Here is a 25,729-nt window from a genome sequence, read left to right as displayed (position 1 = left end):
GTGTTCTTGTGAACCCGTTTACACATATTGACAAGAATGGCGATGCCGTCATGGTCGACGTCAGTGGAAAGACGGTGACGTCGCGGACGGCCATAGCCTGCGGCCGTATTTCGATGAGCCGTGAGTGTTATGATGCCGTGAAAGCCGGCGCTATGAAAAAAGGCGACGTCCTCGGCGTCGCCCGCGTTGCCGGGATTATGGGCGCCAAGCGGACGAGTGAACTCATTCCGCTCTGCCATATCTTAAACCTTACAAAATGCGGCATCGAATTTATTTTTCATGACGATGTCTGTGAAATCGAAGGCCGCTGCACCGTTAAGTGCGACGGCAAGACCGGCGTCGAAATGGAGGCCCTGACCGGTGTGTCGACGGCCTTACTCACGGTTTACGACATGTGTAAGGCTGTCGATAAAAAAATGTGCCTGAAAGACATTCATCTCGTCGAAAAAATAGGTGGAAAAAGCGGCCATTTCCAATACGATGGAGGCTCTGACCATGAAGGATAGATGGGGGCGGACCATTGATTATCTCCGCCTGTCGCTGACGGACCGCTGCAACCTTCGCTGCCGATACTGCATGCCGGATGACGTCGAAAGCGTCGGCCATGATGCGGTCCTACGCTATGAGGAAATGATGATTGTCTGTAAAGCTGCGCTGAAGCTGGGCATCGACCGCTTTAAGATCACCGGCGGCGAGCCCCTGGTTCGGCGAGGTGCCGTCGATTTCATACGAGCCTTGAAAGGCCTCGACGGTGTCCGCTCGGTAACGATGACCACCAATGGGATGCTGCTGGAAAAAGATTTGCCGGCGTTGTCCGATTTTGGCATTGACGGGATCAACATCAGTTTGGATACCTTAGATGCCGAGCAGTACAGACGGATTACCGGCGGCGGAGACTTGTCCGTCGTCCTTAAGGCACTCCATGCCGCCGTAGAAGCAGGTGTAAACGTCAAAGTAAACGCCGTATTGCTGGCTGAAACGAGAAATCAAATCGTAAAATTGGCAGAACTCGCGCAGTCGCTGGCCGTCGACGTCCGGTTTATCGAGCTCATGCCCATTGGTTTTGGGACGACCCTGGCCGGACTCACTCGCGATGATTGCCTGAAAGTCTTGCGCCGTTCCTATCCGGACCTTGCGGCGACCGATGAAGTGCGAGGGAACGGCCCGGCAGACTATTATAAGAGCCGGTATCTTTACGGGCGAATCGGCTTTATTGCCGCCAACAGCCACGCTTTCTGCGCGTCCTGCAATCGCTTGCGCCTGACCAGTACGGGCTTTTTAAAACCCTGTCTCTGTTATGATGACGGCGTCGATTTACGGAACATCATCCGCAGCGGACGTCCGCAGATTGAGATGCAGCAGGCCTTGACGGAAGCCATCGAGAGGGCCGTTTACGAAAAGCCGGCGAAACACTGTTTTGGCGAGAAAGCGGCCATTAGCGAGCATAAAATGATGAGTCAGATCGGAGGATAAGAAAATGGGAAAAATACAGGCCATTTGTAGCAGCGACGTTCGGGGAATCGCCAAAAGCGTCATCCCCGAAGGGCGTTTTAAGGTCGATTGGGGGTTAGAAGGCGATGCCCATGCCGGTCACTGGCATCGCCAAGTCAGTCTGCTGGGGCTTGAAAGCATTGAAGACTTCCGTCGCCGCGGCGGCAACGTGGAATTTGGAGCCTTTGGCGAAAATCTGGTCGTTGACGGCTTTATCTTTTCAAAACTTCCGGTAGGAACCCTGCTTCGCTGCGGGGACGTCTTGCTGGAAATCACTCAAATCGGCAAGGCCTGCCACAGTCACTGTGCGGTATATGAAGCCGTTGGCGACTGTATTATGCCACGGGAAGGTGTCTTTGCTAAAGTCCTGGAGGGCGGTGTCATCCATCCGGGAGACGAGATGGTAGAAGTAGAACGAGGGGAAAAACGACCGTACCAGGCAGCGGTTATTACTCTTTCCGATAAGGGCTCTCAGGGACTGCGCCAAGACGAAAGCGGTCCGGTCATCGTTAAAAGGTTGGAACAGGAAGGCTATGACGTCGTCGAAACGATTCTCCTCCCCGATGGACGGGACGAATTGGAGCAACATCTGCGCCAACTGGCAGACCAGCGTCAAGTCGATCTCATTTTGACGACGGGCGGTACCGGTTTTGGCCAGCGCGACGTTACCCCGGAATCGACAATTGCCGTTGCCGACCGTCAGGTGCCGGGGATTGCCGAGGCCATCCGAGCGGCGTCGATGAAGGTCACACAGAGGGCCATGCTGTCCCGGGCCGTCAGTGTGATCCGTAAGAAAACCTTGATCATCAATCTGCCCGGCAGTCCTAAGGCTTGTCAAGAATGCATGGATGTCTTTTTAGAGACCATTCCTCACGGGTTGGATTTACTTCGCGGCGGTGTTTCTGACTGCGCTCGCAAGTAAATTTACATAAACGCCATTTTTATAAAGGAGATGCATGACCATGATATGGAAAAAAGCAGCAGCGGCGGTGTTAGCTGGGATGATGGCTTTCGTCTTGGTCGGCTGCGGAGCGGAAAAACAAGCAGCCCCGGGTGCCGGCAATGGTGAAAAAGTTCATTTGACGGTATTTGCGGCAGCCAGCATGACGGAAACGATGACCCAAAATGCCGAACAGTATCAGAAAGAGCATCCGAATGTCGAAATTTCCTTTAACTTTGATTCGTCGGGAACGTTGAAAACGCAGATTCAAAACGGCGCCGACTGCGACTTGTTCATTTCAGCAGCGCAGAAGCAGATGAATCAGCTCGATGCTGCCAAAGACGGCAAGGATAATCCCGATAAACTCGATTTCATCATGAGCGACAGTCGCATCGACCTCTTGGAAAATAAGGTCGTCTTGGTCACGCCGGAAGGGAATCCCAAGGGCATTCAGAATTTCAATGACATGGCCGCGAAATTAAGAGACGGTTCCATCCGTCTGGTTATGGGCAACAGCGACGTTCCGGTCGGTCAGTATACGCAGAAAATCTTGAAATTCTACAACCTCGATGAACAGGCCATTGCCGAGGCCGGTCACATTACCTACGGTTCCAACGTCAAGGAGGTCACGACTCAAGTCCGGGAAGGCAGTGCCGATGCCGGTGTCATCTATGCGACGGACGCTTTCAGTGCTAATTTGAAACCGCTCGATGAAGCGACGAAAGACATGTGCGGCCAGGTCATCTATCCGGCAGCGGTCATGAAGCACAGCCGACATCCTCAAGAGGCACAGGATTTCTTGAATTATCTCAAGGGTGCCGAAGCGATGAAAATCTTCCAGCGCGTCGGGTTCAGCCCCGTCGGCTAAAGGTGGTCGACTATGGATTGGTATCCCCTTTGGAACAGCCTGCGCATTGCGGCTATCGCCTGCGTCATCGTCTTTTTCAGCGGCATCGCCTTGGCTTACTATGTGGCACGGCTGCCGCGGGTCTTAAAAGGAATTCTCGACGTCGTCCTGACACTGCCCCTGGTGTTGCCGCCGACGGTCTGCGGCTGGCTGCTGCTCTTGGTCTTTGGACTTCAGCATCCCGTCGGCATCTTTCTCAATGAGGCCGGCATCCGCTTCGTCATGACCTGGTACGGCGGCGTCCTGGCATCGGCTGTCGTCGCCTTTCCCCTCATGTACCGCACGGCGCGGGGGGCTTTTGAAAGCTTCGATGAAACACTGGCTTGGAGTGGAAAGACCTTGGGGTTGTCGGACACCTTTATTTTCTGGCATATCCGCATGCCCTACTGCAAACAGGGCATCATGGCCGGCACGGTCCTGGCCTTTGCCAGAGCTCTCGGCGAATATGGGGCGACGAGCATGCTTATCGGCTATATCCCCAAGCATACGGCGACCATTTCGACGACGGTGTACCAATTATGGCGGACCAATGATGAGTACAGTGCCTTCATTTGGGTCTTGGTCAACATCGCCATCAGTGCCGTCGTCTTGATGACGGTCAACCTCTTTGAACAGCGTAACCGTGAAAGGAGGCGCCCGGCGTGATTGATATTTCGGTCTATAAAAACTGGGGGTCCTTTACCCTCGATGTAGCCCTTCATCATCAAGGCGGTATCCTCGGGATTCTCGGGGCTTCCGGCTGCGGGAAGAGCAAAACACTGCAGTGCGTGGCCGGCATTGAAACGCCTGATGAAGGACACATCTCCGTCGGAGGGAGGATCTTCTTTGATCGTAAACGAGGCATCGACGTCCCGGTTGCCCGGCGGCGGGTAGGGTATCTTTTTCAGCATTATGCCTTATTTCCCAACATGACTGTCGAAGAAAATATTCGCTGCGGCGTCCGCTCGTCGACAAGGGACCTGGCTCGGAAGCAGGTGAAGTCCATGATGGAGCGCATGCGCCTTACGGGCCTTGAAGGGCAGAAGCCGGCAGAGCTGTCCGGTGGTCAGCAGCAGCGGGTCGCTTTGGCAAGAATTCTGGTAAATGAACCGGATATTCTCCTATTGGATGAACCTTTCAGTGCCTTGGACAGTTATTTAAAGGAAAAAGTCATTACGGAACTGAAGGCTCTCTTGGCAGAATTTCCCAAGGATGTTATCTTAGTTACCCACAGCCGCGATGAGGCCTATCAGCTCTGCCATTCCATTGCCGTCCTCGATGGCGGCCGGGTGTCGGCTGTCGGGCCGACAAAGGAACTCTTTGCCAATCCCCGGTCCAGGGCGGCAGCTGTTTTGACGGGCTGTAAGAATATCGTCTCGGCCAGAAAATGCGGAGCGGAATCGGTGTTCATCCCCGATTGGCAAGTCACCCTTCAGACGGAAGGACGACCTGTCGGGGACGATCTCTGCGCTATCGGAATCAGAGCGCACGCATTTCACGGCGGCGAAGGAGCAAATTCCCTGCCCATCGTCATTACGGAAGAGATTGAACAGCCTTTTGAATGGATCGTTAAATTCCGTTATCCCCGTCAGTCTCTGGCGACGCCCGATATTTGGTGGCGCTTTGCCAAACCGGATCGGCCCGATATCCTGCCGGACCGCTTAACACTTAGGGGTGACGATATTTTACTACTTTACAGGTGATGATTATGGAACGGATATATACAGCATTATATGAAAATCTAAAGGCCGGCCGCCCGGCTGTTCTCCTGACCGTTGTTGAGCGAAAAGGTTCGACGCCGCGCGGTATCGGAAGCCATCAGGTCGTCTTTGTTGATGGAACGACGATGGGGACGGTCGGCGGCGGCTATCAGGAGCACTTGGCCATTGAATGCGGCAAAGCCTGTTTGGCTGAAAAACGGTCTGACTTTCGCCGTCTTATTCTTCATCCCAATGACGTGGAAGACATCGATGCTGCCTGCGGCGGCGAATTGACGGTATTTTGCCAGTACTTCGACCCGGCTTTGCCGAAGGTCCTTGAGGTACTGGCAGCGATGATCTCAGCCTTACAGCATAAGACTGCTTCGTGGCTGGTCTTTGATATCGGCGACGTGAATCATTGGGGCATGGCCCTCCTTACTGATTCGGTGATCGGCTGCGGCAAGATGGCGTCCCTACAGTCCATCGATGCCGCCTGGTGCCGTAGTCATCCTGCCGGGATGACGGATGTCGGAGACGGCTGCCTGTATCATGAGCGTTTGGCGTTGCCGGGTCGGGTCTTTATCTTTGGCGGCGGCCATGTGGCTCAGGCCCTGGTACCCGTTCTTTCGGGCATCGATTTTTCCTGTATCGTCATCGACGACCGGCCGGAATTTGCAAAGGGCGATTTATTTCCCCAGGCCGCGGCGGTGCGTCTGGTCGATTATCGGGAACTGCCGGAAGACCTTGGCATCACGGCCGATGATTACGTTTGCGTCATGACCCGCGGCCACCACGGTGATTACGACGTTCAGCGGCAGATCCTGCCTATTCGGCCCCACTATCTCGGCGTCATTGGCAGTCGCCGCAAATTGGCCTTTGTTAAAGGGAAACTCTTGGCCGACGGATTTTCCGAAGCCGATATCGACGCCTGCTATGGTCCCATCGGCCTGGCTATTTCAGCGGAAACGCCGGCTGAAATCGCCATTAGTATTGCCGCTGAAATGATCGCCGTCCGAGCCAGGCGGGAAGGGCGGGAAAAACACCGGCCCAAGTCCTTATGACGGCCCGTGTCGAGACCTACGTCGGGGCCGGGGGCAAGACGACGACGATTTTTTTTCGGGCCTTGAAGGCGCGGCAATTAGGAAAAAAAGTGGCTGTCGTTACGACGACTCATATGATGCGGCCGCGACAGGGATTCGTCCCCGGTGACCTGCCGGCGGGCTGGAAGGAGCAGTGGCAGAGGGACGGCATTATCGTCGTCGGCACAGCCCTTGATAATGGGAAAATAACCTATCCCGGCGATGGTGTTTATGAGGCTCTTTGCGAGCTTTCAGACCTCGTTTTAGTCGAAGGCGACGGATCGCGTCGCATGCCTTTGAAGGTCATGGGACCTCATGAACCGGTGATTCCCGAAAACAGCGATGCCGTTTACTGTCTGGCCGGACTCTCGGCACTGGGACAGACTGTCGGTGAGGCCTGTTTTCGCTATGAATTATTAGGACTTTCGGACGATGCGGTCATTACAGAAAAACTCTTGGCCCGCATTATGGAGGAAGGCTGTTTAGCTCGTCTCGGTACTTTTCGGGACCGGACGACGGTCATCCTGAATCAGGCTGATGACGAATCTCTTCGCCGATGCGGCCATCGAATCTTGCAGCATCTGTCGCGGCCGGGACGTATGACGGCCTATGAAGAGGAAGCGAGGAATCTACCGTGAAGATACAGTTAATCCTTATGGCGTCGGGCTTTGGCCGTCGTTTCGGAGGCAATAAACTATCGGCGGTGGCAGCGGGCCGACCTTTATATTCCTATGGGCTTACCAGCCTGTGTCAGGGGGCACAGGCTTTTTTGCCATTGTCCGGTATTGACTGTTCCGTCGCCGTCGTTACCGCCCATGATGACATTGCCGAGGCCTGCCGAAGAAAACATATCGACGTCCTTTGGAACCCTCAGGCCTTAGAAGGCATGGCCGCTTCGATTCGAATCGGCGTCGGCACTTATCCCGACCGGGATGTTTGGGGCTTTTTCCCGGCAGACCAGCCACTCTTGACGGGGCAGACGATTTCTCTCTTTTTGCGTCAATTTATCGCCTCCGGTACGGCTGTCGGCTGTATGCACAATGGGGAGCGGCGGTGCAGCCCGGCCTTGTTCCGAGCCTCCTGCAAAGATGAACTCTTAGCTCTTTCCGGTGATGTCGGGGGCCGTCATCTGATTCAGTCGGATCATACCTGGGTCTGTCATCCCGGCGATGCGGCCGAACTCTTCGATGTCGACACCCGAGACGACATGGCTGCGGTAACGACTAGATTATCCATATAATGATTTAAATTATCGGCATACATCGACTTATAAGATACATGGTATATCTTGACCGCGACAAATCGGATGCGAACCGTTATAATGGAGATATATACTTGTCATGGGAGGGAGTGCGGTGATTAAGTTATTATCTGCCATTTATCTGGTTTGGGGCTTCAACTGGGTCGTCATGAAAGAAGCCAATCTCTTTTTTCCGCCGGTTACCTTTTCCTGCTACCGATTCATTATCGGGGCCTTGGTACTGTTGGCGGTCTGTTTTTGGTTGAAACTGCCGATACCGCCGCGTCGCTATTGGCCGTGGATTGCCATTACGGGATTTTTGCAGATTGCCGTCAATACGGCGGCCATTCAAATCGGCATGGTAACCCTCGGAGCGGGCTTGGTCGCCGTCCTCAATTACAGCATGCCCGTGTGGATGGCCTTGATGGCGCATTTCTTCTTAGGCGAGCACTTGACGCGGCGAAAAGTCATGGGCATCATCGTCAGTATGGCCGGTATGTGTCTCCTCATGAATGTCGACAGCGGCGGCGATGTATCCCTTGTCGTACTGACTTTGATCGGTGCGGCGGCCTGGGCGGCAGCTGGGATTATCGTTAAAATTCAGGACCGCCGCATGAAGTCTAATGACTGTAACCTCATTCAATACACGACGTGGCAGATGGTCGTCGGCGCCTTGGCATTGGGGCTTCAGGCGGCTGTCATGGAGAACGGGACGATTCAGTGGACGCCCTTGGCCGTGGGCTGTCTGTTCTATAACGGAGTCCTGGCTTCGGCCCTGGCCTTTTTCATGTGGAACTATCTGTTGACTCAAATCGAAGCGGCCAAGGCGGCAATCGCCATCCTCGGCGTTCCCGTCGTCGGCGTCATCAGCGGCGTCTTGGTCCTGGATGAACCGCTGACGATGATGACCCTCATCGGCATGGTCATGATTTTAATCGGTATCGTCTGCATCGTTCGGCAAGGGAAAACGGCCAAAGTGACAGCCGGGGAGCTGTGAGAAACTTAATTATCCATTAGGAGGCTTTTTATGAAATGTGTTGTATTGCTCAGCGGCGGCGTCGACTCGACGACGTGTCTGGCCATGGCCTTAGAAAAATATAAGAAAGAAGACGTCTTAGCGCTGACGTCCTATTACGGACAGAAGCACGCCAAGGAATTGGAATCGGCCAGAAACGTTGCGGCTCATTACGGCGTCGCTCATCGAGAAGTCGATTTATCCCAAGCCTTTTCTTTAAGCGACAGTTCGCTCTTACAAGGCAGTCGCAAGAAAATCGCCGCGGAATCCTACGCCGACCAATTGGCAGAAAAGGGAGGAGAAGGGACGGTCGATACGTATGTCCCTTTTAGAAACGGATTGTTTTTGTCTTTTGCCGCAGCCATTGCCGTCAGTGTCGGCGCCGAAGTGATCTATTACGGAGCCCATGCCGACGATGCGGCCGGACGGGCTTATCCTGACTGTACTCCGGAATTTGAAACGGCTATGAATACGGCTATTTATGAAGGATCAGGAAGGACCTGCCATTTAGAAGCCCCCCTCCTGTCCTTGAATAAGGCCGGCGTCGTGAAAGAAGGGCTTCGTTTGGGTGCCCCCTATGAACTGACCTGGAGCTGCTACGAAGGCGGCGATAAACCGTGCGGTGTTTGCGGAACCTGTCGTGATCGGGCGGCGGCCTTTGCCGCCAACGGCGTTGCGGATCCGGCACTGCAGTAAGTTTTGGTGGTGGCAAAAAGCAGCTCTCAAAGGAGAGCCTTGAATCTTGGAGAGGATGGTGCACTTATGAAAGGCAGTATAAAACGGCAGCTCGCCGCGATCATCTTGATGAGTCTCATGGGCTTCGGTGCGGTCTATGCTGCGGATGTCTCAGAGAAGGATAATTTTTATCAGGCTGTCAATCACGGCGTCTTACAGGAAAAGAAAATCGAGCCGACAGAGGCCTCGTGGTCGTGGTTTTCGGAACGCTCCTTAGAAAATAAAAAGGCCTTAAGGAAAGAGGTGGAAGCCATTGCGGAAAAACAGGGAACCTATCCGAAAGGCTCTCCAGAACAGAAAATCGCCGACCTCTATGTCAGCGCCTTGGATAATGAAAAACGAAATGAAACGGCTCCGGGGAAGCTGAAGGCTTTGACGGAACCCATCAAAGAGGCAAGGAATCTGACCGAGTTGACCAAGGCCCTTCAGAAGGTGAGTGAAAAGACAGGGGCCGGTGTCTTTATCGACTATATGCCAGACCGCATTCCAACCGGTCTGCGCTATATTCCCCGAATCCTTGTGACCGAGCCGTCTTTTACGCGAGATGAATTGGAAAAAGAACCTCAACCCGGCGCCTGGAAGGCGTATCGTGATTACGTTGCCCACGTTTTGGAAGAGGCCGGAGAAACGTCGGATAAGGCGGCAGCCCACAGCGAAGCTATTTTTGCCATGGAACAAAAACTGGGGCCCCATCTCTTGACCAGTGAACAGCGAAATGACGTGACCGTCCAAAATCGGCTCGTATCGCAAGGTGAGCTAAAAAAACTCATGCCCCATATGGGGGCTCAAACGATATTGGCCGGCCTTGATTTGACAAAAGAAAAACAGTTTTTCCTGTCAAATCCCGATTATTTACAGCACTTCGATGCGCTCTATACGGCCGATAATTTAGACCTCTTAAAGAGTTATGCCGTTTACCAGGTATATAACGGCTTTGCCCCTATGGCTCATATCAAACTGCGCGACCTTCAGCGTGACTATTTGCGCCAGCGTTTCGGCATTGCCAAAGCCCATACCGACAAGGAAGGCGCCAGCCGTATGGTCCAATTCTTGCTGTCCTATGAGGTCGGTCAGATTTATATGAAAAATCACAGTACGGCGGCGGTCGTGGACGATGTCAAGGACATGATCCGGGAAATTAGGGACGTCTACAAACTGCGCCTTGAGGCCAACGACTGGCTCAGTCCCAAAACGAGGGACAAGGCCATTGAAAAACTGAACAGTCTGCGCGTCTTCGTAGGGGGTCCGGCAGACGATGACAAACCGATCATTGAAAGCATGCCCGACGTCATTGCGCCTCAAGACGGCGGTGACTTACTGACCAATATCATGCATAACAGCGTCTTAGAACGGCAGCAAGTCCATGCTCTTCTGGGAACGAATTTCAATCCCGACAAGTGGTATGCTTTTGCCCCTCAGGACGTCAACGCCGCCTATATTCCCGAAAACAACAGCATCACCATTCCGGCCGGAATCCTCCAGGCTCCGTTCTATGATGCTAAGGCTTCGCGCGGTGCCAATCTCGGCGGCATCGGCGTCGTCATCGGCCATGAAATCTCTCATGCCTTTGATCCCAATGGCAGTAAGTATGACAGTGAAGGACGATTAAAAAACTGGTGGACGAAAAAGGATGCCGAGGCCTTTCAGAAACTGTCTGCTGCTTTTGGTCCTTATTACGATAACTATACCGTCGGCAAGGGTCTCCATGAAAATGGGAAGTTGGTCAGTAATGAAGCTATTGCCGACTGCGGCGGCCTGTCGGTTGCAACGGAGCTTGCCAAGGGCGATGAAACCGTTCTGCGCGATATCTACCATTCCTTTGCGGCTATTTTTGCAACTAAGATGACCGATCAAATGCTGCTCTACTTGATTCAGAACGATCCCCATCCAATTGGTGAAGCTCGTGTCAACGGTGCCTTATCGGCGACGGACGGCTTTTATAAAGCCTATGGAATCACATCGGGAGATGGAATGTACGTGGCTCCGCAGCAGCGGGTTCACCTTTGGTAATTCTAACAAAAAGATAACAAAAAGAGGGGGAATTTATAAAGTCTCCCCTCTTTTTATCTTGCAATATTTGGGGGAATACGGTACAATCGCAAGTGAGCAATAGCCGTATATTGCACTGGTGGGACAAAAATCGTACCACTGGGAACAGAAACGTAAATCGTTACGTCTATGTGAGTAGAAAAGGAGATATCTGTATGCTAAAAAAAACCAGATCGTCTGCACTTTAGGCCCCAGTTCTAATACTCCGGAAATTATTGAAAAGATGATTAAAGCCGGCATGAACGTTGCCCGTTTTAACTTCTCCCACGGGTCTCATGAAGAACATAAACAGCGCATCGACATGGTTCGAGCTGCTTCCAAAAAATTGGGAATCCCCGTAGCACTGCTCCTCGACACGAAAGGCCCGGAAATCCGTTTGGGCAAATTCAAAAACGGCTCGATCATGATGGAAGCCGGCAATGAATTTACCTTGACCGCTCGTGACGTAGAAGGCGACGAAACGATTGCTTCTATGAACTATAAAGAATTGCCCCAGGACGTTAAGGCCGGCGACCATATCCTCTTATCCGACGGTTTGGTAAACCTCGAAGTCGTCAGCGTCGAAGGCGAAGATATTCATACGAAAATCCTCAACAGCGGTAAGATGAGCGACCGTAAGCGCGTTGCCGTACCGGGTATCGCCATCAACCTTCCGGCTGTCTCTGAAACGGATGCTGCCGATATTGAATTTGGCTGCCGTATGAATATGGACCTCATTGCGGCTTCCTTCATTCAGCGCGGCAAAGACGTCCTTACCATCCGCAAACTGCTTGAAAAGCACAACAGCGAAATGAAGATCATTTCTAAGATCGAATGTCAGGCTGCTGTCAATAATATTGATGAAATCATTAAGATGAGCGACGGCATCATGGTCGCCCGTGGTGACCTTGGTGTCGAAGTACCGGCAGAAGAAGTCCCGATGCTCCAGAAAGTCCTCATCCGCAAATGCCATGAAGCCGGTGAACCGGTCATCACGGCAACTCAGATGTTGGAATCGATGTGCAACAACCCTCGTCCGACTCGTGCTGAAACGAGTGACGTTGCCAATGCCATCATCGACGGCACCGATGCCATCATGCTCAGCGGCGAAACGGCCGGCGGTCTCTATCCGGTAGAAGCCGTTGAAACCATGGCTCGCGTCGCTACCTTTACGGAAAGCAACTTTACGTCGAGACCTTTTGAAGATGACGATTGTGAATCGGCTACGACGACCGAATCCATCGGCAAAGCCGTCGTTAAGATTGCCAAAGACCTCCATGCTGCAGCTATCATCGCTTCGACCGAACGCGGCGGCACAGCCCAGATGATTTCTAAATTCCGTCCGGACTGCCCCATCGTTGCCGTATCTCCGCACGAAGCCATCGTTCGCCGCTTACAGCTCAACTGGGGCGTTCAGGCCATTAACGGGAAAGAAGCCGTTGACTCTGATGCTGTCGTCGACAATGCTATCTTTGCAGCCCTCGATAACGACCTCATCAAAGCCGGTGATCTCGTCGTCTTGACGGCCGGTGTCCCTGTTGCGAAAGCCGGTTCGACCAACATGATCCGCGTTCAGGTTGTCGGCGACGTCCTCCTTCGCGGTACCGGCATTGGCCGCAACTCGGCTATCGGTAAAGTTTGCGTTGCCGAATCTCTGGAAGACCTGAAGAAGAACTTCACGGACGGCTGCATCCTGGTTCTCCGCGCCGCTCGTGCTGACTTTGTAGAATATATGAAACGCGCCAGCGCTATCGTATCTGAAGAAGCAGGCCTTACCAGTGAATCGGCCATCGTTGCCATCACTCTCGGCATTCCGACCGTCGTCGGTGCAGAACATGCTGCGGATACCTTGAATAACGGCGAAGTCGTCACCGTTGACGCCAGCCGCGGCACGATTTTCCGAGGCGCAGCGAACGCTCGATAAATCATAAAGAATACTTCGTGAATGATTAAAAACTCCCTCCGTGAGTCTGCCTTATAAGGCCTGATTTATGGAGGGAGTTTTGCGTTAAAGACTGTTTTTGGGTTTAATTTCGTGATTGTTATGTCACTACCGGTGAGGAAATGGGCTAAGGATATTGTTTTGGGACGTGAAAAAAATTGCCATATCTTCACTGCGGCTGCTTTTATATTGTGACTGTATTGTGCACGGGCCATTACTTCGGTGTTATCGACGAGGTATATAATCGGGTAAAACAAGAAAGGATGATGGTTATGAAAATGACGAAGAATATGGCCAAACTGGCAGCTGCTGTCTGCCTGTCTATGTCTTTAGGATTTGGTGTCGTATCGGCCTTGGATGTACCGTTTTCGGACGGGGCGATGCCGCAGGGCATGCCTCCACAAGGGATGCCGCCGCAGGGCATGCCTCCACAAGGGATGCCGCCACAGGGGATGCCGCCCCAAGGCATGCCGCCTCAGGGACAGCAGGGAAAATCCTTGTCGGAATTTACCGCTGCGCAGCGGATTACGGGCAAAGAGGCGCTTCTGGTCAATCAGGATATCACGGCTGATGAGGCCGATGAAAATTCCGTCCTGGCAGAACAAGGCGCTGACGTGACCCTGAAGCAGGTTCGCCTTTCCAAGACGGGACATACGACCAGTGAAGATGGCAGTAATTTTAACGGTCAGAATGCCGTCCTCCTCGTTTCGAACAGTACGGCGTCCCTTACCGACTCTACGGTCACTTCTGATGCCGAAGGGGCCAATGCCGTCTTTGCGACGGGAAAAAATGCAGTCGTCACTGTTAAAGACGTTAAGATTAATACCAAAGGCAATTCGTCCCGCGGCCTCGACGCGACGTACGGCGGTACGATTCACGGTGAAAACGTAGATATTACGACGGCAGGGGCTCACTGCGCGGCCTTGGCGACCGACCGGGGTGAAGGCAATGTCTACGCCACGGGCAGTACCCTTTCGACGAGCGGGGAAGGCAGTCCGGTCATCTATTCGACGGGCAACATCGTTCTCACGAAGAGCCATGGTGTCGCCAAAGGCAGTGAAATCGCCTGCGTCGAAGGAAAGAATTCCATCTTCATAGAAGATTCGACCCTCACCGGATATAAGAACCACGGTGTCATGCTCTACCAGAGCTTTTCCGGCGATGCCGGGACGGGGACAGCTTCTTTTACGGCTAAAAATTCGACCCTTCGCAACTATTCTGACGGAGCTATGTTCTACATCACCAATACGAAGGCCGTTGCCAGCCTGACCAATACGGTCATTGAATCGCCGAAGAACAAGAATCTCATCGAAGTCGCCAGCGACCGCTGGGGAACGGAAGGTTCAAACGGCGGTGACTTTGAATTTACGGCAGCCAAACAAACTCTCAGCGGTGACGTCATCGCCAATAAAATCAGTACTGTTTCCGTCAGCTTGACAGACGGCTCGAAGTGGAGCGGGGCTATGAATCCAAAGCACACGGCTAAATCGGCCAGCCTTTCTCTCGATGCCTCGTCGATTTGGAACGTGACCGGCGACTCCTACGTCGCAGCTTTGACGGACGAGGATACGACACTTGGCAACATTCACAGCAACGGCTACACGATTTATTACGATAAGAGCAACAAGGCCAATGCCTGGCTTAAGGGACAGACGGTAAAACTGGACGACGGCGGTAAGGTAAAGCCTTTATAGTCCCGGTTAGGCTTTTTACGGCAGACTTTTCATAAGAAGGTCTTGCGGGACTCTCTTCTAAATGCGATCTTGGCAGTCATGTAAAAAAATAGTTGAAGTTTTTTGTAAATATTGAAATATACTCTCGATAAAAGGGCATAAAGGGCAACCTTTATACCCTTTTTATTTTGCCGGATGCGAGAGAAATCTTTTTTCTTCTACGCCGGCATCACCGCCAGGAAACGAATCGACGTATCGTTATGATAGTCGATAATGGCCGGCCATACGGGAAAAGTTTCCCTAATTATGGCTGTCGGTAGTTTGCTGCGTACCGCTAGCACCTATCTTTCTCCCATTTCTCCATAAAATACAATGTGAAAGTAATAACAAAAAATGTAAAATGGTATTGATATACAGTATCGTTTGTGATATATTAAGAAAGGAATTTTTAAAATATACTATAATTTATGGGAGATGTGGCGGAATGAAGACGGTAAAAGCAATAAGTACAGCCATGGTTATTGCAGCTATGACAGGGAGCATGGTTTTCGCAGCGGATTACGTAGGGGACGGTTCTTTTCTTAATGTCGGTGATTCGACGCAGACACATGAAGGGGCGACGGCCGACACGGCTCGCGTCGATGCTCGAGCCGGGGCGTCTGTCTTGGTTACATCGAAAACTTCAGCTGAAGATAATCCTTATGGGATGGATGAAGCTACGGGGAAGGGAAATCACGCAGCTAACCTTAAAGGCGATTATGATGTGGCCCGCGTCGTTGTTCACAATGCCCGCAGTGATTTCGGCTTAGATACGTATGCGTCGAAGACCGGTACGGCTATCGGGGCTTATGCCAAGGCTAACGGAGTCCAGTCAGCCGCGCTTGGATATAAAGCCGAGGTCATCAGAGCGGCTGAAAATGGATTGGCCTTGGGCTATGCCAGCCAGACTTCGGCCAAGAACAGTGTCGCTCTCGGTGCTAACAGCGTAGCTGATGAAGAAAATACGGTTTCTGTCGGATCTGACCTTTTGACGCGGCGAATTACGCACGTTGCCGATGGGACGGCTGCCACTGATGCTGCTACCGTAGGCCAGCTCCAGTCGGCTTCCGCCTCCCTTCATCAAAATATTCGCTCTTTAGGGACGGAAATTGATCAGGTCGGCGCTGTCTCGGCAGCTCTTGCCGGGCTGCACCCGCTCCAGTCCGATAAGGGCTTTGAAATCTCTGCTGCCGGCGGTGCCTATGACGGGAAACAAGCCATGGCCTTAGGCGGCTTCTACCACGCTAATCCGGATCTCCTGTTTTCCTTCGGAGCTGCCACTTCTTTTGATGGTGACCATAAGACCGCCGGTAACGTAGGCGTCACTTTCCGCGTCGGCCCGAAAGCCGAAAAAAATACATCCGTCGATATCCGTACCTCTGATGAAGTCTTGCAGCGCTTAGACGCCTTGAGCCGAAAAGTTGACAAGTTGGAAGCAGAAAATCAAGACTTAAAGAATAAATTGAACATAAAGTAATGCAGATCGCGGATGAAATAATTATTTGACAACGATATTGAGACGAATGCCAAAAGCCTGCCGTTTGAACGGCAGGCTTTTTGTTCCTTGTTAACGATGGCGGCGTCATCTAGCTCATGCATCTTGAGTGAATCTGCGTTTTCTTTGCGATTGCCTTCAGCAGTTTTCTACGATGGTCAGGGCCTTGAGAGCACTTCTTTGTTATAGGCCCATAAAGGCCAGCATCTGCATCATCCCCGGCAGGAAGGTATCGAGATCGAGGGACTCTTCTAAGGTGTGTTCACGGCGACTGCGGCAGAAGCCGAAGGAAATGGCCGGGATCCCCTGACTCAGGGGAATATTGGCATCGGTACTTCCGGCAATGCAGGTTGTGGTCAGGCCCTGCTGTTTACGGATGGCCGTAATCCTCCGGACGAGGGGATTCTGGTCGACTTGACTGCACGGCCGTTCGCCGATGCTTTTTAAGGAAATGCGAACATCACGGGACGGCTTTTCTAAGAGGGCGTGGAAGGCCTTGTCGAGGCTGTCAAGAGACGTTCCGTCTTCCGAACGAAGATCGACGGTGAAGCGAACCTTTGCGGCAATGGAATTGACCGTCGTGCCGCCGCTGATGGTGCCGACGTTATAAGTCGTCTTGGGTTCTGCCGGGAGCGAGAGGCTGTAAAGCGAATCGATGACGGATGCGGCCGCGGCGATGGCATTGGCGTTTCCAAAGCCCATCCAGCTGTGGCCGCCCGGCGTTTCGATGGTGACCTCATAGCGCCGGGAGCCGACGGCCGTGGCGACGAAGGTGTCGAAGGTGCAGTCGACGGCGACGACTTCAGAAATGCGGCCGGCCCAGTCGGTCATGATTTGGCGAATGCCCTTGAGATTGCCCAAGCCTTCTTCGCCGACGTCAAAGGCGAAGAGGATACCCTGAGGCGGTGTCAGCTTTAAGTCGAAAATCATCTTGATGATGAATAACAGGCCGGCAATGCTGGCGCTGTTGTCACTGCATGACGGGGCCGACAAGATATTTTTTGATTGGTGAATCGGTATCTCGGACAACTTTTCAAAGACCGTATCCATGTGGGCCGTATACAAGGCTGCTTTTTGGCCCTTTTTCAGCCGGCAGGGATAGAGGATGTTGCCGCTGTCATCACGGTAGGCTCCGTCGGCGCCCAGACTGTGGAGGTACTGTAAGATCCATTTGCCTTTGACTTGTTCCCGGCCCGTCGGCGACGGGATGGAAATAATCGTTTTGAGGAGCTCCAGCCACTGGTCTTGGTTCCGGCGTACATAGGTTTCAATGATGTCGTTCATGAATGTCATCTCCCGTAAGAATTTTCCTTATTATACCATATCTATGGGAATGATGATTTTTCGTATTCCTGTATTTTCCATAAGGTAGACGCAAAAAGGCCCTGTCCGCATGGGACAGGGCCTTGGTGTATATTATCCTAAGATTTTTTTCAAATCGGCTTCCGGCGTCGTCGTCGGGGAGATGTTGAAGTTTTCAACTAAGTAGTTGAGGACGTTCGGCGAGAGGAAGGCCGGAAGTGTCGGGCCGAGGTAGATGTTTTTCAGGCCTAAGTAGAGGAGGGTCAAGAGGATGCAGACGGCTTTCTGTTCGTACCACGAGAGGACCAAGGTCAAGGGCAGGTCGTTGACGCCGCAGTCAAAGGCTTTCGCCAAGGCGACGGCGACCTGGATAGCGCTGTATGCGTCGTTGCACTGGCCCATATCCATGATGCGCGGCAAGCCGCCGATGGTGCCGAGATCGAGGTCGTTGAAGCGGTATTTGCCGCAGGCCAGGGTCAGGATGACGGTATCGGCCGGGGTCTGCTGAACGAAGTCGGTGTAGTAGTTACGGCCCGGGCGAGCGCCGTCGCAGCCGCCGACGAGGAAGAAGTGTTTGATGGCGCCGGCTTTGACGGCTTCGATGACTTTGTCGGCAACGGACAGAACCGTGCCATGGCCGAAGCCCGTCGTAACCGTCGTACCGCCGTTGATGCCGGTGAAGTGCTGTTCTTCTTTATAGCCGCCGAGTTCCAAGGCTTTTTCAATGACCGGCGTGAAGTCCTTGTCTTCGCCGATATGGGTTACGCCGTCAAAGGAGACGACTTCCGTCGTGAAGACGCGGTCGATGTAGGATTTCTTGGGGGGCATGAGGCAGTTCGTCGTGAACAGGAAGGCGCCGGGGACGCCGTCGAATTCTTTCTGCTGGTTCTGCCAAGCCGTGCCGAAGTTGCCTTTGAGGTGTTTGTATTTTTTCAGTTCCGGATATGCATGGGACGGGAGCATTTCGCCGTGGGTGTAGACGTTGATGCCTTTGCCTTCTGTCTGCTGGAGGAGGCGTTCCATATCTTTAAGGTCGTGGCCGGTAACGACGATGAACGGGCCTTTTTCGATGGTCAAGGGAACCGTCGTCGGAACCGGTGTGCCGTACGTCGAGGTGTTGGCTTCGTCGAGGAGGGCCATGCAGGTCAGGTTGACTTTACCTGTTTCCATGACGATAGGAAGCAGTTCGTCCATGCCCCAGTCTTCGCTCAGGGCCGAAAGGCCTTTGATGAAGAAGGCGCCCAGTTCGTCACTGGATTTGCCGAGCATCAGGGCATGATAGGCGTAGGCTGCCATGCCGCGCATGCCGAAGAGAATGAGTGATTTCAAGGAGCGAATGTCTTCATCGGCATTCCACAGGCCGCTCATGTCGTAGTCGTCAGCCGGGGAATCCGAAAGAGAGGCCGATTCAGCATGGACTTTGTCGATCATAACCTGCGTCGTTTCGGTGTTGAAGTTGACGTTGGTAACGGTCGTGAACAGGCCTTCGAGAATGACCCGGTAGGTCTGCGCCGTCGGAACGGCGGTCTGACAGGTACGGGCGAGACCGATTAGAGCGCCGGTCAATTTGTCCTGGAGACCGGCTTCAGCCGATGATTTTCCACAGACACCGGCACCACCCGTACAGCCTGTACCGAAAGCGGTCTGTTCACACTGGAAGCAAAACATCTGTTGTTCTTTTGTCATTGAAAAAAACCTCCTCTATCTTTATCACAATAAAAAATGAATGAATACGTAAGTTATCTAGTATGTCTTCAGCTCTTATCGAGTATACGTAGAGTATAGCAGGAGTCGATGTGGATTTCCGTTGCATTTACAACAAAATGAAAATTATCTTTCCTTTTGGAAACGAAAACGATGCTTGCGAAATGAGGTTTTCTACGGTAATATAGATGTATATAATCTATATTATAATAGATTCGACAGATATGTAAATAGGAGGAATTCACGATGTCAGATAATAAAACCTATGCTGTGTTTAAAACGAATAACGGCGACTTTACGGTAGAGCTCTTTGCAGAAAAAGCACCGATTACCGTTGAAAATTTTGTAACCTTGGCCAAGGACGGATTTTACGATGGAACGATTTTCCATCGCATCATTGCCGACTTCATGATTCAAGGCGGCGACCCGACCGGTACCGGCCGCGGCGGCTCGAAACAGACCATTCCCGATGAATTCGGCGAAGGCCTCGATTTCAGCCAGCCCGGTATCTTAGCTATGGCCAATGCCGGCCCCAACACGGGAAGCTCTCAGTTCTTCGTCACCGTCGTACCGACGCCGTGGCTCCAGAATCATCATTCTATCTTCGGCAAAGTCGTTAAGAATTATGATGTTGTCGAAAAAATCAGCGGCGTTCAGACGGACTTCGCCGATAAACCCCTCGAAGATGTCGTTTTGAATACCGTTGAAATCACGACTGAAGCGTAAGGCTTCATGATTTATTATACGTATATGGTGCGCTGTGCCGACCAGTCGTTATACACCGGCTGGACCCTCGATGTATCTAAACGGGTGGCCGCGCACAATGATGGCAGAGGGGCTAAGTATACCCGTTCCCGTCGACCTGTGACCCTGGCCTGGTGCCAGGGTTTTCCTACAAAACACGAAGCTATGCATTGGGAATGGGAAATCAAGCAGTGGTCGAAAGACAAAAAAGAGCAGCTCTGCCGTGACCAGCTTTCGGTTTGTCCTAAGGGAGATGACTCACTATGAATCGATGGAAAAAATGGCTGACGACGATGGTGGCCGGATTTACCCTCTGTGTGGCTCCGGTAGCCGCTGTTTCTGCTGCCTCGGCAGCTCAGATCCTGCTTTATGGAGCGGCTTCCATGGCTATGGCCCGTCAGCAGCTGATGAAAATGGATGATCAGAATCAGAAACAGATGCTGGCCAGTACCCAGGCGAAGACCGGCGTTCTTGACGACGAAGCCTACAGCCGGAGAGTAGAAACGATTCAGCGCAACCTCGTGGCGACGGGACTCGTTAAGCGAAATTACGACGTATACGTCAATCCTTCGAAGGAACTCAATGCTTTTGAAACGGTCGGCGGCGTTATTTCGATTAACCGCGGGATGGTCGAGGCCTTAAATGATGATGAACTGGCCTTTACCCTCAGCCATGAAATGCAGCACGGTGAAAAGCGTCATGCCGTAAACGGCGTCTTGAAGAGTATCGGCATTGCAACCTTGGTCGACGTAGCCCTCGGCGGCAACGCCAACGTCCTCGATATACTGCTTGGCAGTGTAGCTGTCAACTATATCGATAATGAAGTCGTTACCATGGACCAAGAAAAACAGGCCGATGAAACGGGTTTCAACATCATCAAGAACACGGCTTATAATGTCGGTGGGGCAGCTTCGTCCATGCAGTACGTTTACGAACAGTACGGTGATTTATGGCAGGAAGGTTTTAAACGAGTCATCAGCCCGAATAACCATCCCCAGATGTCGAGCCGTATTCAAAAATTGGCCGGCCGCATGAGCCAGTGGTCAGGAAACCACGTCCAAGTCGGCGGCAATACGGTCTATGTCAATGCTCAGCCTGTCGTGACGCCGGCTGCTATGGGCGATTATTCGTCGCGCCGCCGGGCCTTCCTCGTAGCCGGTAATTTGGCACGGTCCTTCCACGACGTCTATGGCGAAGCGCCAAAAGACAATAAAGTGCTGACGGAAACCATCAATAAAAAAGATCCGTCCTGGAACATCAGTACCCGGGGCGATGAACTCTATCTGAACGGCCAGTATATCATGACCGGAGCTGCCGGTGACAGCGTTACGAGTATTGCCGGTAATTTGCAGCGAGCCGCTGACAGCAAAGCGGCGATGCTGAGCAAGGGCGATATTCAGCAGAAAGATAAAGAATGGACACAGAAGTACGGGTATAAAGCTACGAAAGAAAAGGCTGCAGCCAAGGAAAATCAAGTAAAGAAGGATAAAGATGCATAAGCAGATTGCCTGCGTCGTGGCCCTCATGGCCTTGACTCTGGGTGTCGGTATCTTTGCCGGAGCTCGTCAATCGATGCATTCCCGGGGAGTGGATATGATTTTGGAACAAGCTCGGCAGAGAGCCATGACCGATAATGAAGAGCTGCCGGTCCTTCAGGAAAAGCCCCGAGTTACCCTGCACTATCCGCAGTCGGATCCGGCCGCCGGTCATCCGATCCTTCGCTGGAGCCGCGTTGACGGTGCCGTGATGTACGATGTACAGATCTTGAAAAAAGACGGTGATTCCGATGCGGGAGCGACGGCCTATGAGCCGTTCATGGAGGATCAGCGGGCCTATACGACGGGATTAGAATTGAAGCTGCCCGATACCTTCTTTGGTCCTGTCTTTTACTGGCGGGTACGCGGTCTTGACCTCAAAGGACGCCCGGTCAGTGAATTTTCTGATATTGAAGAAACCTATGTCGATATTTTTAAATCGGTGAGGGAAAAGCCGATACCCTTGTCTTTTTTTAATCAAGGTCCCGGTCAATGGCTGCTCTATCCGGTGTATGATTGGATTGCCGTCCCCGGTGCCAAGTCCTATGAAGTAGAAGTCCTCGACGGGGCTCCGGAAAATCCCAACGGAACGAGGCCTTCCATCCACCGCATCGATGTCTACCATCCGGAGTTTTCCCAGCAGTATGACCAAAAGGCTCGCTGGGGCGATAAGACTTTTTATTGGCGCGTTCGGGCCTTGGATGAAGATGGGAAGGCCATCGGCGGCTATTCTGATGCCGTGCCTTTCGAGTTGAGTCCCAAGACCGAAGCCGGTGAAGTCGCCATTTTCGGCGACAGTATCAGCCACGGCGGCGGCAGCGTTTCCTATTCGCCGACGGATTGGGAATTCAGCTACGCTTCGTACTTGAATTTTCCGACCATTAATTTATCTCAAAGCGGCGATACGAGTGCCATGGCTGCCGAGCGCTTTGAAAAAGATGTCCTGCCATTCAAGCCGTCGTACGTACTGGTTCTCGTCGGCTCGAACAGTCTGCGGGCCGGTGTCCCGTCGTGGGAAGTCATCGGCGATCTCCGGTCGATTAAAAAACAAGCCCTGGAGAACGGAATAAAACCGGTATTCCTGACGATTCCGCCTCTCAACCCGGAAAATATCAAGGCCGCCTTCGACCAGGATACGACCGACGATTGGCGGCGGTCCATTGCCGAGGTCAACGATTATATCGATACTCAGGTTCACATCGATATCGTACCCGGAATGGCCGATGAAGACGGCGAACTCAAGACCGAGCTGGCCTTAGACGGACTTCATCTGGATCCGCCGGGAAAAGAACTGATGGCCCGAGCCATTAACAATGCTTGGGATGATATTACAGCCCTTCCTGACAGTGCTTGGGAATAGGCTGATGAGCTCTTACTTATGACAAAACGCCCTGCCGTAGTACGGCAGGGCGTTCTTTTATTCTGATAATAATTTTTTTGCGGTGAACTGGTCCGTAATGAGGACGTTGGCATAGCCGCCTTTTAAGGCTGCTCGGATACTGGCTATTTTTCCATCGCCGCCGGAAAGTAAGATGCTGTATTCTTTATGACGCAGGTCATCCAGGTCGATTCCGACGGTGCGGTCATTCAATTCCTGGCTGGAAATGTTTCCGTCCTTGTCGAAGAAGCGGGAACAAATGTCACCGACAGCGTGGGTTTTTAGATAGTTCTTTTCTTGTGAATCGGCATAGCCCAGGCGGAAGAAAAGGGCGGTGTCGCGGACGGTACCGACGCTGAAGATGGCGATGTTGGCATTGCGGCCGAGCTCGAGGACGCGTTTGATATGGCGGTCGCGGTAGACCATTTCCTTGACTTCCTTAGAATCAAATAAGACCGGGAGGGGGAGATATTGGGCAATGGTACTGTAATTGCTGGCGAATTTCCCCAGGATTTCATTGGCATAGGTTTCGCTGGTCGATAAGGTGATGCCCCCTTCGAGCTGGACGATTTGGGCGCCCTTTAAGGGGTGAGGAATGAGTTGATGGGACAGGTTGTTCAGCGTTGTCCCCCAGCCGACGCCAATGATATCGCCGTCTTGAATGATGTCATTGACATAGGCGGCGCTGCGCTGGCCGATGTATTTTTTTATTTCTTCTTCATCTTCAATGGGAGCGTTGGCGATGCAGACATCGCGCAGGCCGTAGGCTGCAGCTACCTTTTGAGCCAACTGGCTCTGGTCTTCGATGGGGTCGAAGATTTCGATTCGTACAAAGCCTTTGTCTTTGGCATACTGCAGGAGCCTCGAAACCGACGGGCGGGACAATTTCATTTCCTTAGCGATATCAGCTTGGCTGAAATTGGACTGATAGTATAATTTGGCGGCACTGATGGCCAGTTTATTCTTATCGTGCTGCATAGGCATTCATCCTCAATATGGTGCTTCTAAAAACACGGTTGTCAAAACAGAAGTCGTACAATAAGGTTCTCTTTATTATCGCATTTTTAGCGGCCCTTTTGCAAGGTAAAAGGGTAGAATAAAAAAGAGACTGCCTTTATATACCTTATATCTTGCATAAAATACATGACTTTACAAAGACTATACAAGAATTGAAAATATGTGAAGTTATAATTGAAAATATTTGCAAGAGATGTATAATGAGAACAGGTAAAGCATTATATGCAATAAGCGAAAGAAAAATCAGATGTTATGTATGGAAGGAGAAATGTATTATGCAGGACAAGCAGTATGTAATGGCTCTTGACGCCGGCACGACGAGCAATCGCGCAATTATTTTTGACAATGAATCGCATATCGTCAGTGTCAGCCAAAAGGAATTTACCCAGTATTTCCCAAAGCCGGGCTGGGTTGAACACGATGCCAATGAAATCTATCACACCATGCTTGAAGTTATGCGGGAAGCTTTGGCCCAGTCGAATCTGACGGCCAATGAAATTTCAGCGATCGGGATTACTAACCAGCGTGAAACGGCTGTCGTCTGGGATAAGAAGACCGGCGACCCGGTGTACAATGCCATCGTTTGGCAGTCCCGTCAGACGGTGGAAATCTGTGAAGACTTGAAAGCTCGCGGCTTGGTCGATGAATTCCGTGAAAAAACGGGCCTGGTCATCGATGCTTATTTCTCAGGCACCAAGGTAAAATGGATTCTCGACAATGTTGAAGGGGCCAGAGAAAAGGCGGAAAAGGGCGATCTCCTCTTTGGGACCATCGACTGCTGGCTTGTTTGGAAGTTGACCGGCGGCAAAGTTCACATTACGGACTATTCCAACGCGTCGCGTACACTTATGTTCAACATTAAAGAACTAAAGTGGGATGACCAGCTCCTTGAATATTTAACCGTTCCGAAATCGATGCTGCCGGAAGTTCGCTCGTCGAGCGATATTTATGGGTGGACAGAACCGTCGATCCTCGGCGGTATGGTCAATATTGCCGGCATTGCCGGTGACCAGCAGGCAGCTCTCTTCGGCCAGACCTGTTTTGAACCGGGCATGGCCAAGAATACCTATGGGACGGGCTGCTTTATGTTGATGAATACGGGGACGACGCCCATTCCTTCTAAAAACGGCTTGGTTACGACCATTGCCTGGGGCCTTGACGGCAAAGTCGAATATGCCCTCGAAGGTTCTATCTTCGTCGCCGGATCGGCCATTCAGTGGCTTCGTGACGGGCTGCGGCTCATCGATACGGCTCCCGATTCGGAATGGGTTGCTAAACGGGTTCCCGATTCGGATGGCGTCTATGTTGTTCCGGCCTTCGTCGGCCTTGGCGCTCCGTACTGGGATATGGATGCTCGTGGTCTCATTATCGGCATTACGCGGGGCACGAAGAAGTCTCACATCGTCCGGGCAACCCTCGATTCCATGGCTTATCAGACGAAAGATGTCCTCGGCGCCATGGAAGCCGATTCGGGTATTAAATTGGCCGCTTTAAAGGTAGATGGCGGCGCCGTTGCCAACAATATGCTCATGCAGTTCCAAGCTGATATCCTCGGCGTTCCTGTCGATCGACCTCAGGTCATTGAAACGACGGCTCTCGGTGCGGCCTACTTAGCAGGTCTTGCTGTCGGCGTCTGGGATTCGAAAGAAGATCTGGTCTCGAGCTGGAAACTTCAGAATCGTTTTGAACCGACGATGGATCCTGAAAAATCAAGTGCCTATTATAAAGGCTGGCGCAAAGCGGTCAAACACGCAATGCATTGGCTGAGTGATGAAGACTGACAGAG

At 52.2% G+C, this 25,729-nt stretch carries 23 protein-coding genes; 20 read left to right on the top strand and 3 right to left on the bottom strand.

The window, feature by feature from the left end; genetic code table 11:
- Positions 1-8 precede the first annotated feature (8 nt).
- The 15 genes from moaC (at position 9) to TX77_RS00935 (ending at position 16,245) form a co-directional block, all read left to right on the top strand.
- Positions 9-506 (top strand): cyclic pyranopterin monophosphate synthase MoaC, encoded by a 498-nt coding sequence (gene moaC / locus TX77_RS01005; RefSeq protein ID WP_044502956.1) that lies wholly within the window; start codon positions 9-11, stop codon positions 504-506.
- Complete coding sequence (gene moaA / locus TX77_RS01000) at positions 496-1,473, top strand: GTP 3',8-cyclase MoaA (protein ID WP_044502955.1); 978 nt, start codon at positions 496-498, stop codon at positions 1,471-1,473. The genes moaC and moaA overlap by 11 nt, the downstream gene beginning before the upstream one ends.
- 4 nt (positions 1,474-1,477) lie before the next feature.
- Positions 1,478-2,413: an MOSC domain-containing protein gene (locus TX77_RS00995; RefSeq protein ID WP_044502954.1), complete on the top strand. Its 936-nt coding sequence runs from the start codon at positions 1,478-1,480 to the stop codon at positions 2,411-2,413.
- Between the two features lie 40 nt (positions 2,414-2,453).
- The gene (gene modA / locus TX77_RS00990; RefSeq protein WP_044502953.1) at positions 2,454-3,299 is read left to right on the top strand and encodes a molybdate ABC transporter substrate-binding protein; all 846 of its coding nucleotides are present in this window, start codon (positions 2,454-2,456) and stop codon (positions 3,297-3,299) included.
- Between the two features lie 12 nt (positions 3,300-3,311).
- Positions 3,312-3,983, top strand: coding sequence for a molybdate ABC transporter permease subunit (gene modB / locus TX77_RS00985; protein ID WP_044502952.1), 672 nt, complete (start codon positions 3,312-3,314; stop codon positions 3,981-3,983).
- Positions 3,980-5,020 (top strand): sulfate/molybdate ABC transporter ATP-binding protein, encoded by a 1,041-nt coding sequence (locus TX77_RS00980; protein WP_044502951.1) that lies wholly within the window; start codon positions 3,980-3,982, stop codon positions 5,018-5,020. The genes modB and TX77_RS00980 overlap by 4 nt, the downstream gene beginning before the upstream one ends.
- A gap of 5 nt (positions 5,021-5,025) precedes the next feature.
- Positions 5,026-6,078, top strand: coding sequence for an XdhC family protein (locus TX77_RS00975; protein WP_044503003.1), 1,053 nt, complete (start codon positions 5,026-5,028; stop codon positions 6,076-6,078).
- A complete protein-coding gene (gene yqeC, locus TX77_RS00970) occupies positions 6,075-6,734 on the top strand; it encodes a selenium cofactor biosynthesis protein YqeC (RefSeq protein WP_044502950.1) in 660 nt (219 codons plus the stop codon). Before TX77_RS00975 ends, yqeC begins: the two co-directional genes overlap by 4 nt.
- Positions 6,731-7,336, top strand: a complete 606-nt coding sequence (locus TX77_RS00965) for a nucleotidyltransferase family protein (RefSeq protein ID WP_044502949.1) — start codon at positions 6,731-6,733, stop codon at positions 7,334-7,336. The genes yqeC and TX77_RS00965 overlap by 4 nt, the downstream gene beginning before the upstream one ends.
- Before the next feature lie 115 nt (positions 7,337-7,451).
- Positions 7,452-8,333, top strand: coding sequence for a DMT family transporter (locus TX77_RS00960; RefSeq protein ID WP_049917256.1), 882 nt, complete (start codon positions 7,452-7,454; stop codon positions 8,331-8,333).
- Positions 8,334-8,363: 30 nt separating this feature from the next.
- On the top strand, positions 8,364-9,047 hold the full coding sequence (gene queC, locus TX77_RS00955; RefSeq protein WP_044502947.1) for a 7-cyano-7-deazaguanine synthase QueC: 684 nt from the start codon (positions 8,364-8,366) through the stop codon (positions 9,045-9,047).
- Between the two features lie 66 nt (positions 9,048-9,113).
- Positions 9,114-11,096, top strand: a complete 1,983-nt coding sequence (locus tag TX77_RS00950; protein ID WP_044502946.1) for a M13 family metallopeptidase — start codon at positions 9,114-9,116, stop codon at positions 11,094-11,096.
- A 190-nt stretch (positions 11,097-11,286) separates the two neighbouring features.
- Entirely contained in the window at positions 11,287-13,038 is a 1,752-nt protein-coding gene (gene pyk, locus TX77_RS00945) for a pyruvate kinase (protein WP_044502945.1), read from the top strand.
- A 290-nt stretch (positions 13,039-13,328) separates the two neighbouring features.
- A complete protein-coding gene (locus TX77_RS00940; RefSeq protein ID WP_049917255.1) occupies positions 13,329-14,750 on the top strand; it encodes a proline-rich domain-containing protein in 1,422 nt (473 codons plus the stop codon).
- A 463-nt stretch (positions 14,751-15,213) separates the two neighbouring features.
- Positions 15,214-16,245 carry a YadA-like family protein gene (locus TX77_RS00935; RefSeq protein ID WP_044502944.1) on the top strand — a complete coding sequence of 344 codons (1,032 nt, stop codon included), beginning with the start codon at positions 15,214-15,216 and terminating at the stop codon, positions 16,243-16,245.
- Positions 16,246-16,446: 201 nt separating this feature from the next.
- Here the strand turns inward: TX77_RS00935 and TX77_RS00930 are convergent, their stop codons facing one another.
- A complete protein-coding gene (locus TX77_RS00930) occupies positions 16,447-17,547 on the bottom strand; it encodes a M20/M25/M40 family metallo-hydrolase (protein ID WP_044502943.1) in 1,101 nt (366 codons plus the stop codon).
- A 132-nt stretch (positions 17,548-17,679) separates the two neighbouring features.
- Complete coding sequence (gene hcp / locus TX77_RS00925; protein ID WP_044502942.1) at positions 17,680-19,251, bottom strand: hydroxylamine reductase; 1,572 nt, start codon at positions 19,249-19,251, stop codon at positions 17,680-17,682.
- 264 nt (positions 19,252-19,515) lie between these two features.
- On the opposite strand from hcp, the gene TX77_RS00920 reads away from it, so the two are divergent.
- Genes TX77_RS00920 through TX77_RS00905 form a run of 4 tightly spaced genes read left to right on the top strand, consistent with a single transcriptional unit; the run spans position 19,516 to position 22,908 of the window.
- Positions 19,516-19,995, top strand: a complete 480-nt coding sequence (locus tag TX77_RS00920) for a peptidylprolyl isomerase (protein ID WP_044502941.1) — start codon at positions 19,516-19,518, stop codon at positions 19,993-19,995.
- Between the two features lie 6 nt (positions 19,996-20,001).
- Positions 20,002-20,280 carry a GIY-YIG nuclease family protein gene (locus TX77_RS00915; RefSeq protein ID WP_044502940.1) on the top strand — a complete coding sequence of 93 codons (279 nt, stop codon included), beginning with the start codon at positions 20,002-20,004 and terminating at the stop codon, positions 20,278-20,280.
- Positions 20,277-21,512: a M48 family metallopeptidase gene (locus TX77_RS00910; RefSeq protein ID WP_044502939.1), complete on the top strand. Its 1,236-nt coding sequence runs from the start codon at positions 20,277-20,279 to the stop codon at positions 21,510-21,512. The genes TX77_RS00915 and TX77_RS00910 overlap by 4 nt, the downstream gene beginning before the upstream one ends.
- Positions 21,505-22,908 (top strand): SGNH/GDSL hydrolase family protein, encoded by a 1,404-nt coding sequence (locus TX77_RS00905; protein WP_044502938.1) that lies wholly within the window; start codon positions 21,505-21,507, stop codon positions 22,906-22,908. The genes TX77_RS00910 and TX77_RS00905 overlap by 8 nt, the downstream gene beginning before the upstream one ends.
- Positions 22,909-22,965: 57 nt before the next feature.
- Here the strand turns inward: TX77_RS00905 and TX77_RS00900 are convergent, their stop codons facing one another.
- Positions 22,966-23,904: a sugar-binding transcriptional regulator gene (locus TX77_RS00900; protein WP_044502937.1), complete on the bottom strand. Its 939-nt coding sequence runs from the start codon at positions 23,902-23,904 to the stop codon at positions 22,966-22,968.
- A gap of 314 nt (positions 23,905-24,218) precedes the next feature.
- On the opposite strand from TX77_RS00900, the gene glpK reads away from it, so the two are divergent.
- Positions 24,219-25,724 (top strand): glycerol kinase GlpK, encoded by a 1,506-nt coding sequence (gene glpK / locus TX77_RS00895; RefSeq protein ID WP_044502936.1) that lies wholly within the window; start codon positions 24,219-24,221, stop codon positions 25,722-25,724.
- Positions 25,725-25,729 lie beyond the last annotated feature (5 nt).

It is taken from the genome of Megasphaera massiliensis (assembly GCF_000455225.1).
GTDB lineage: Bacteria > Bacillota > Negativicutes > Veillonellales > Megasphaeraceae > Megasphaera > Megasphaera massiliensis.
This window is presented reverse-complemented; position numbering and strand designations above follow the sequence as displayed.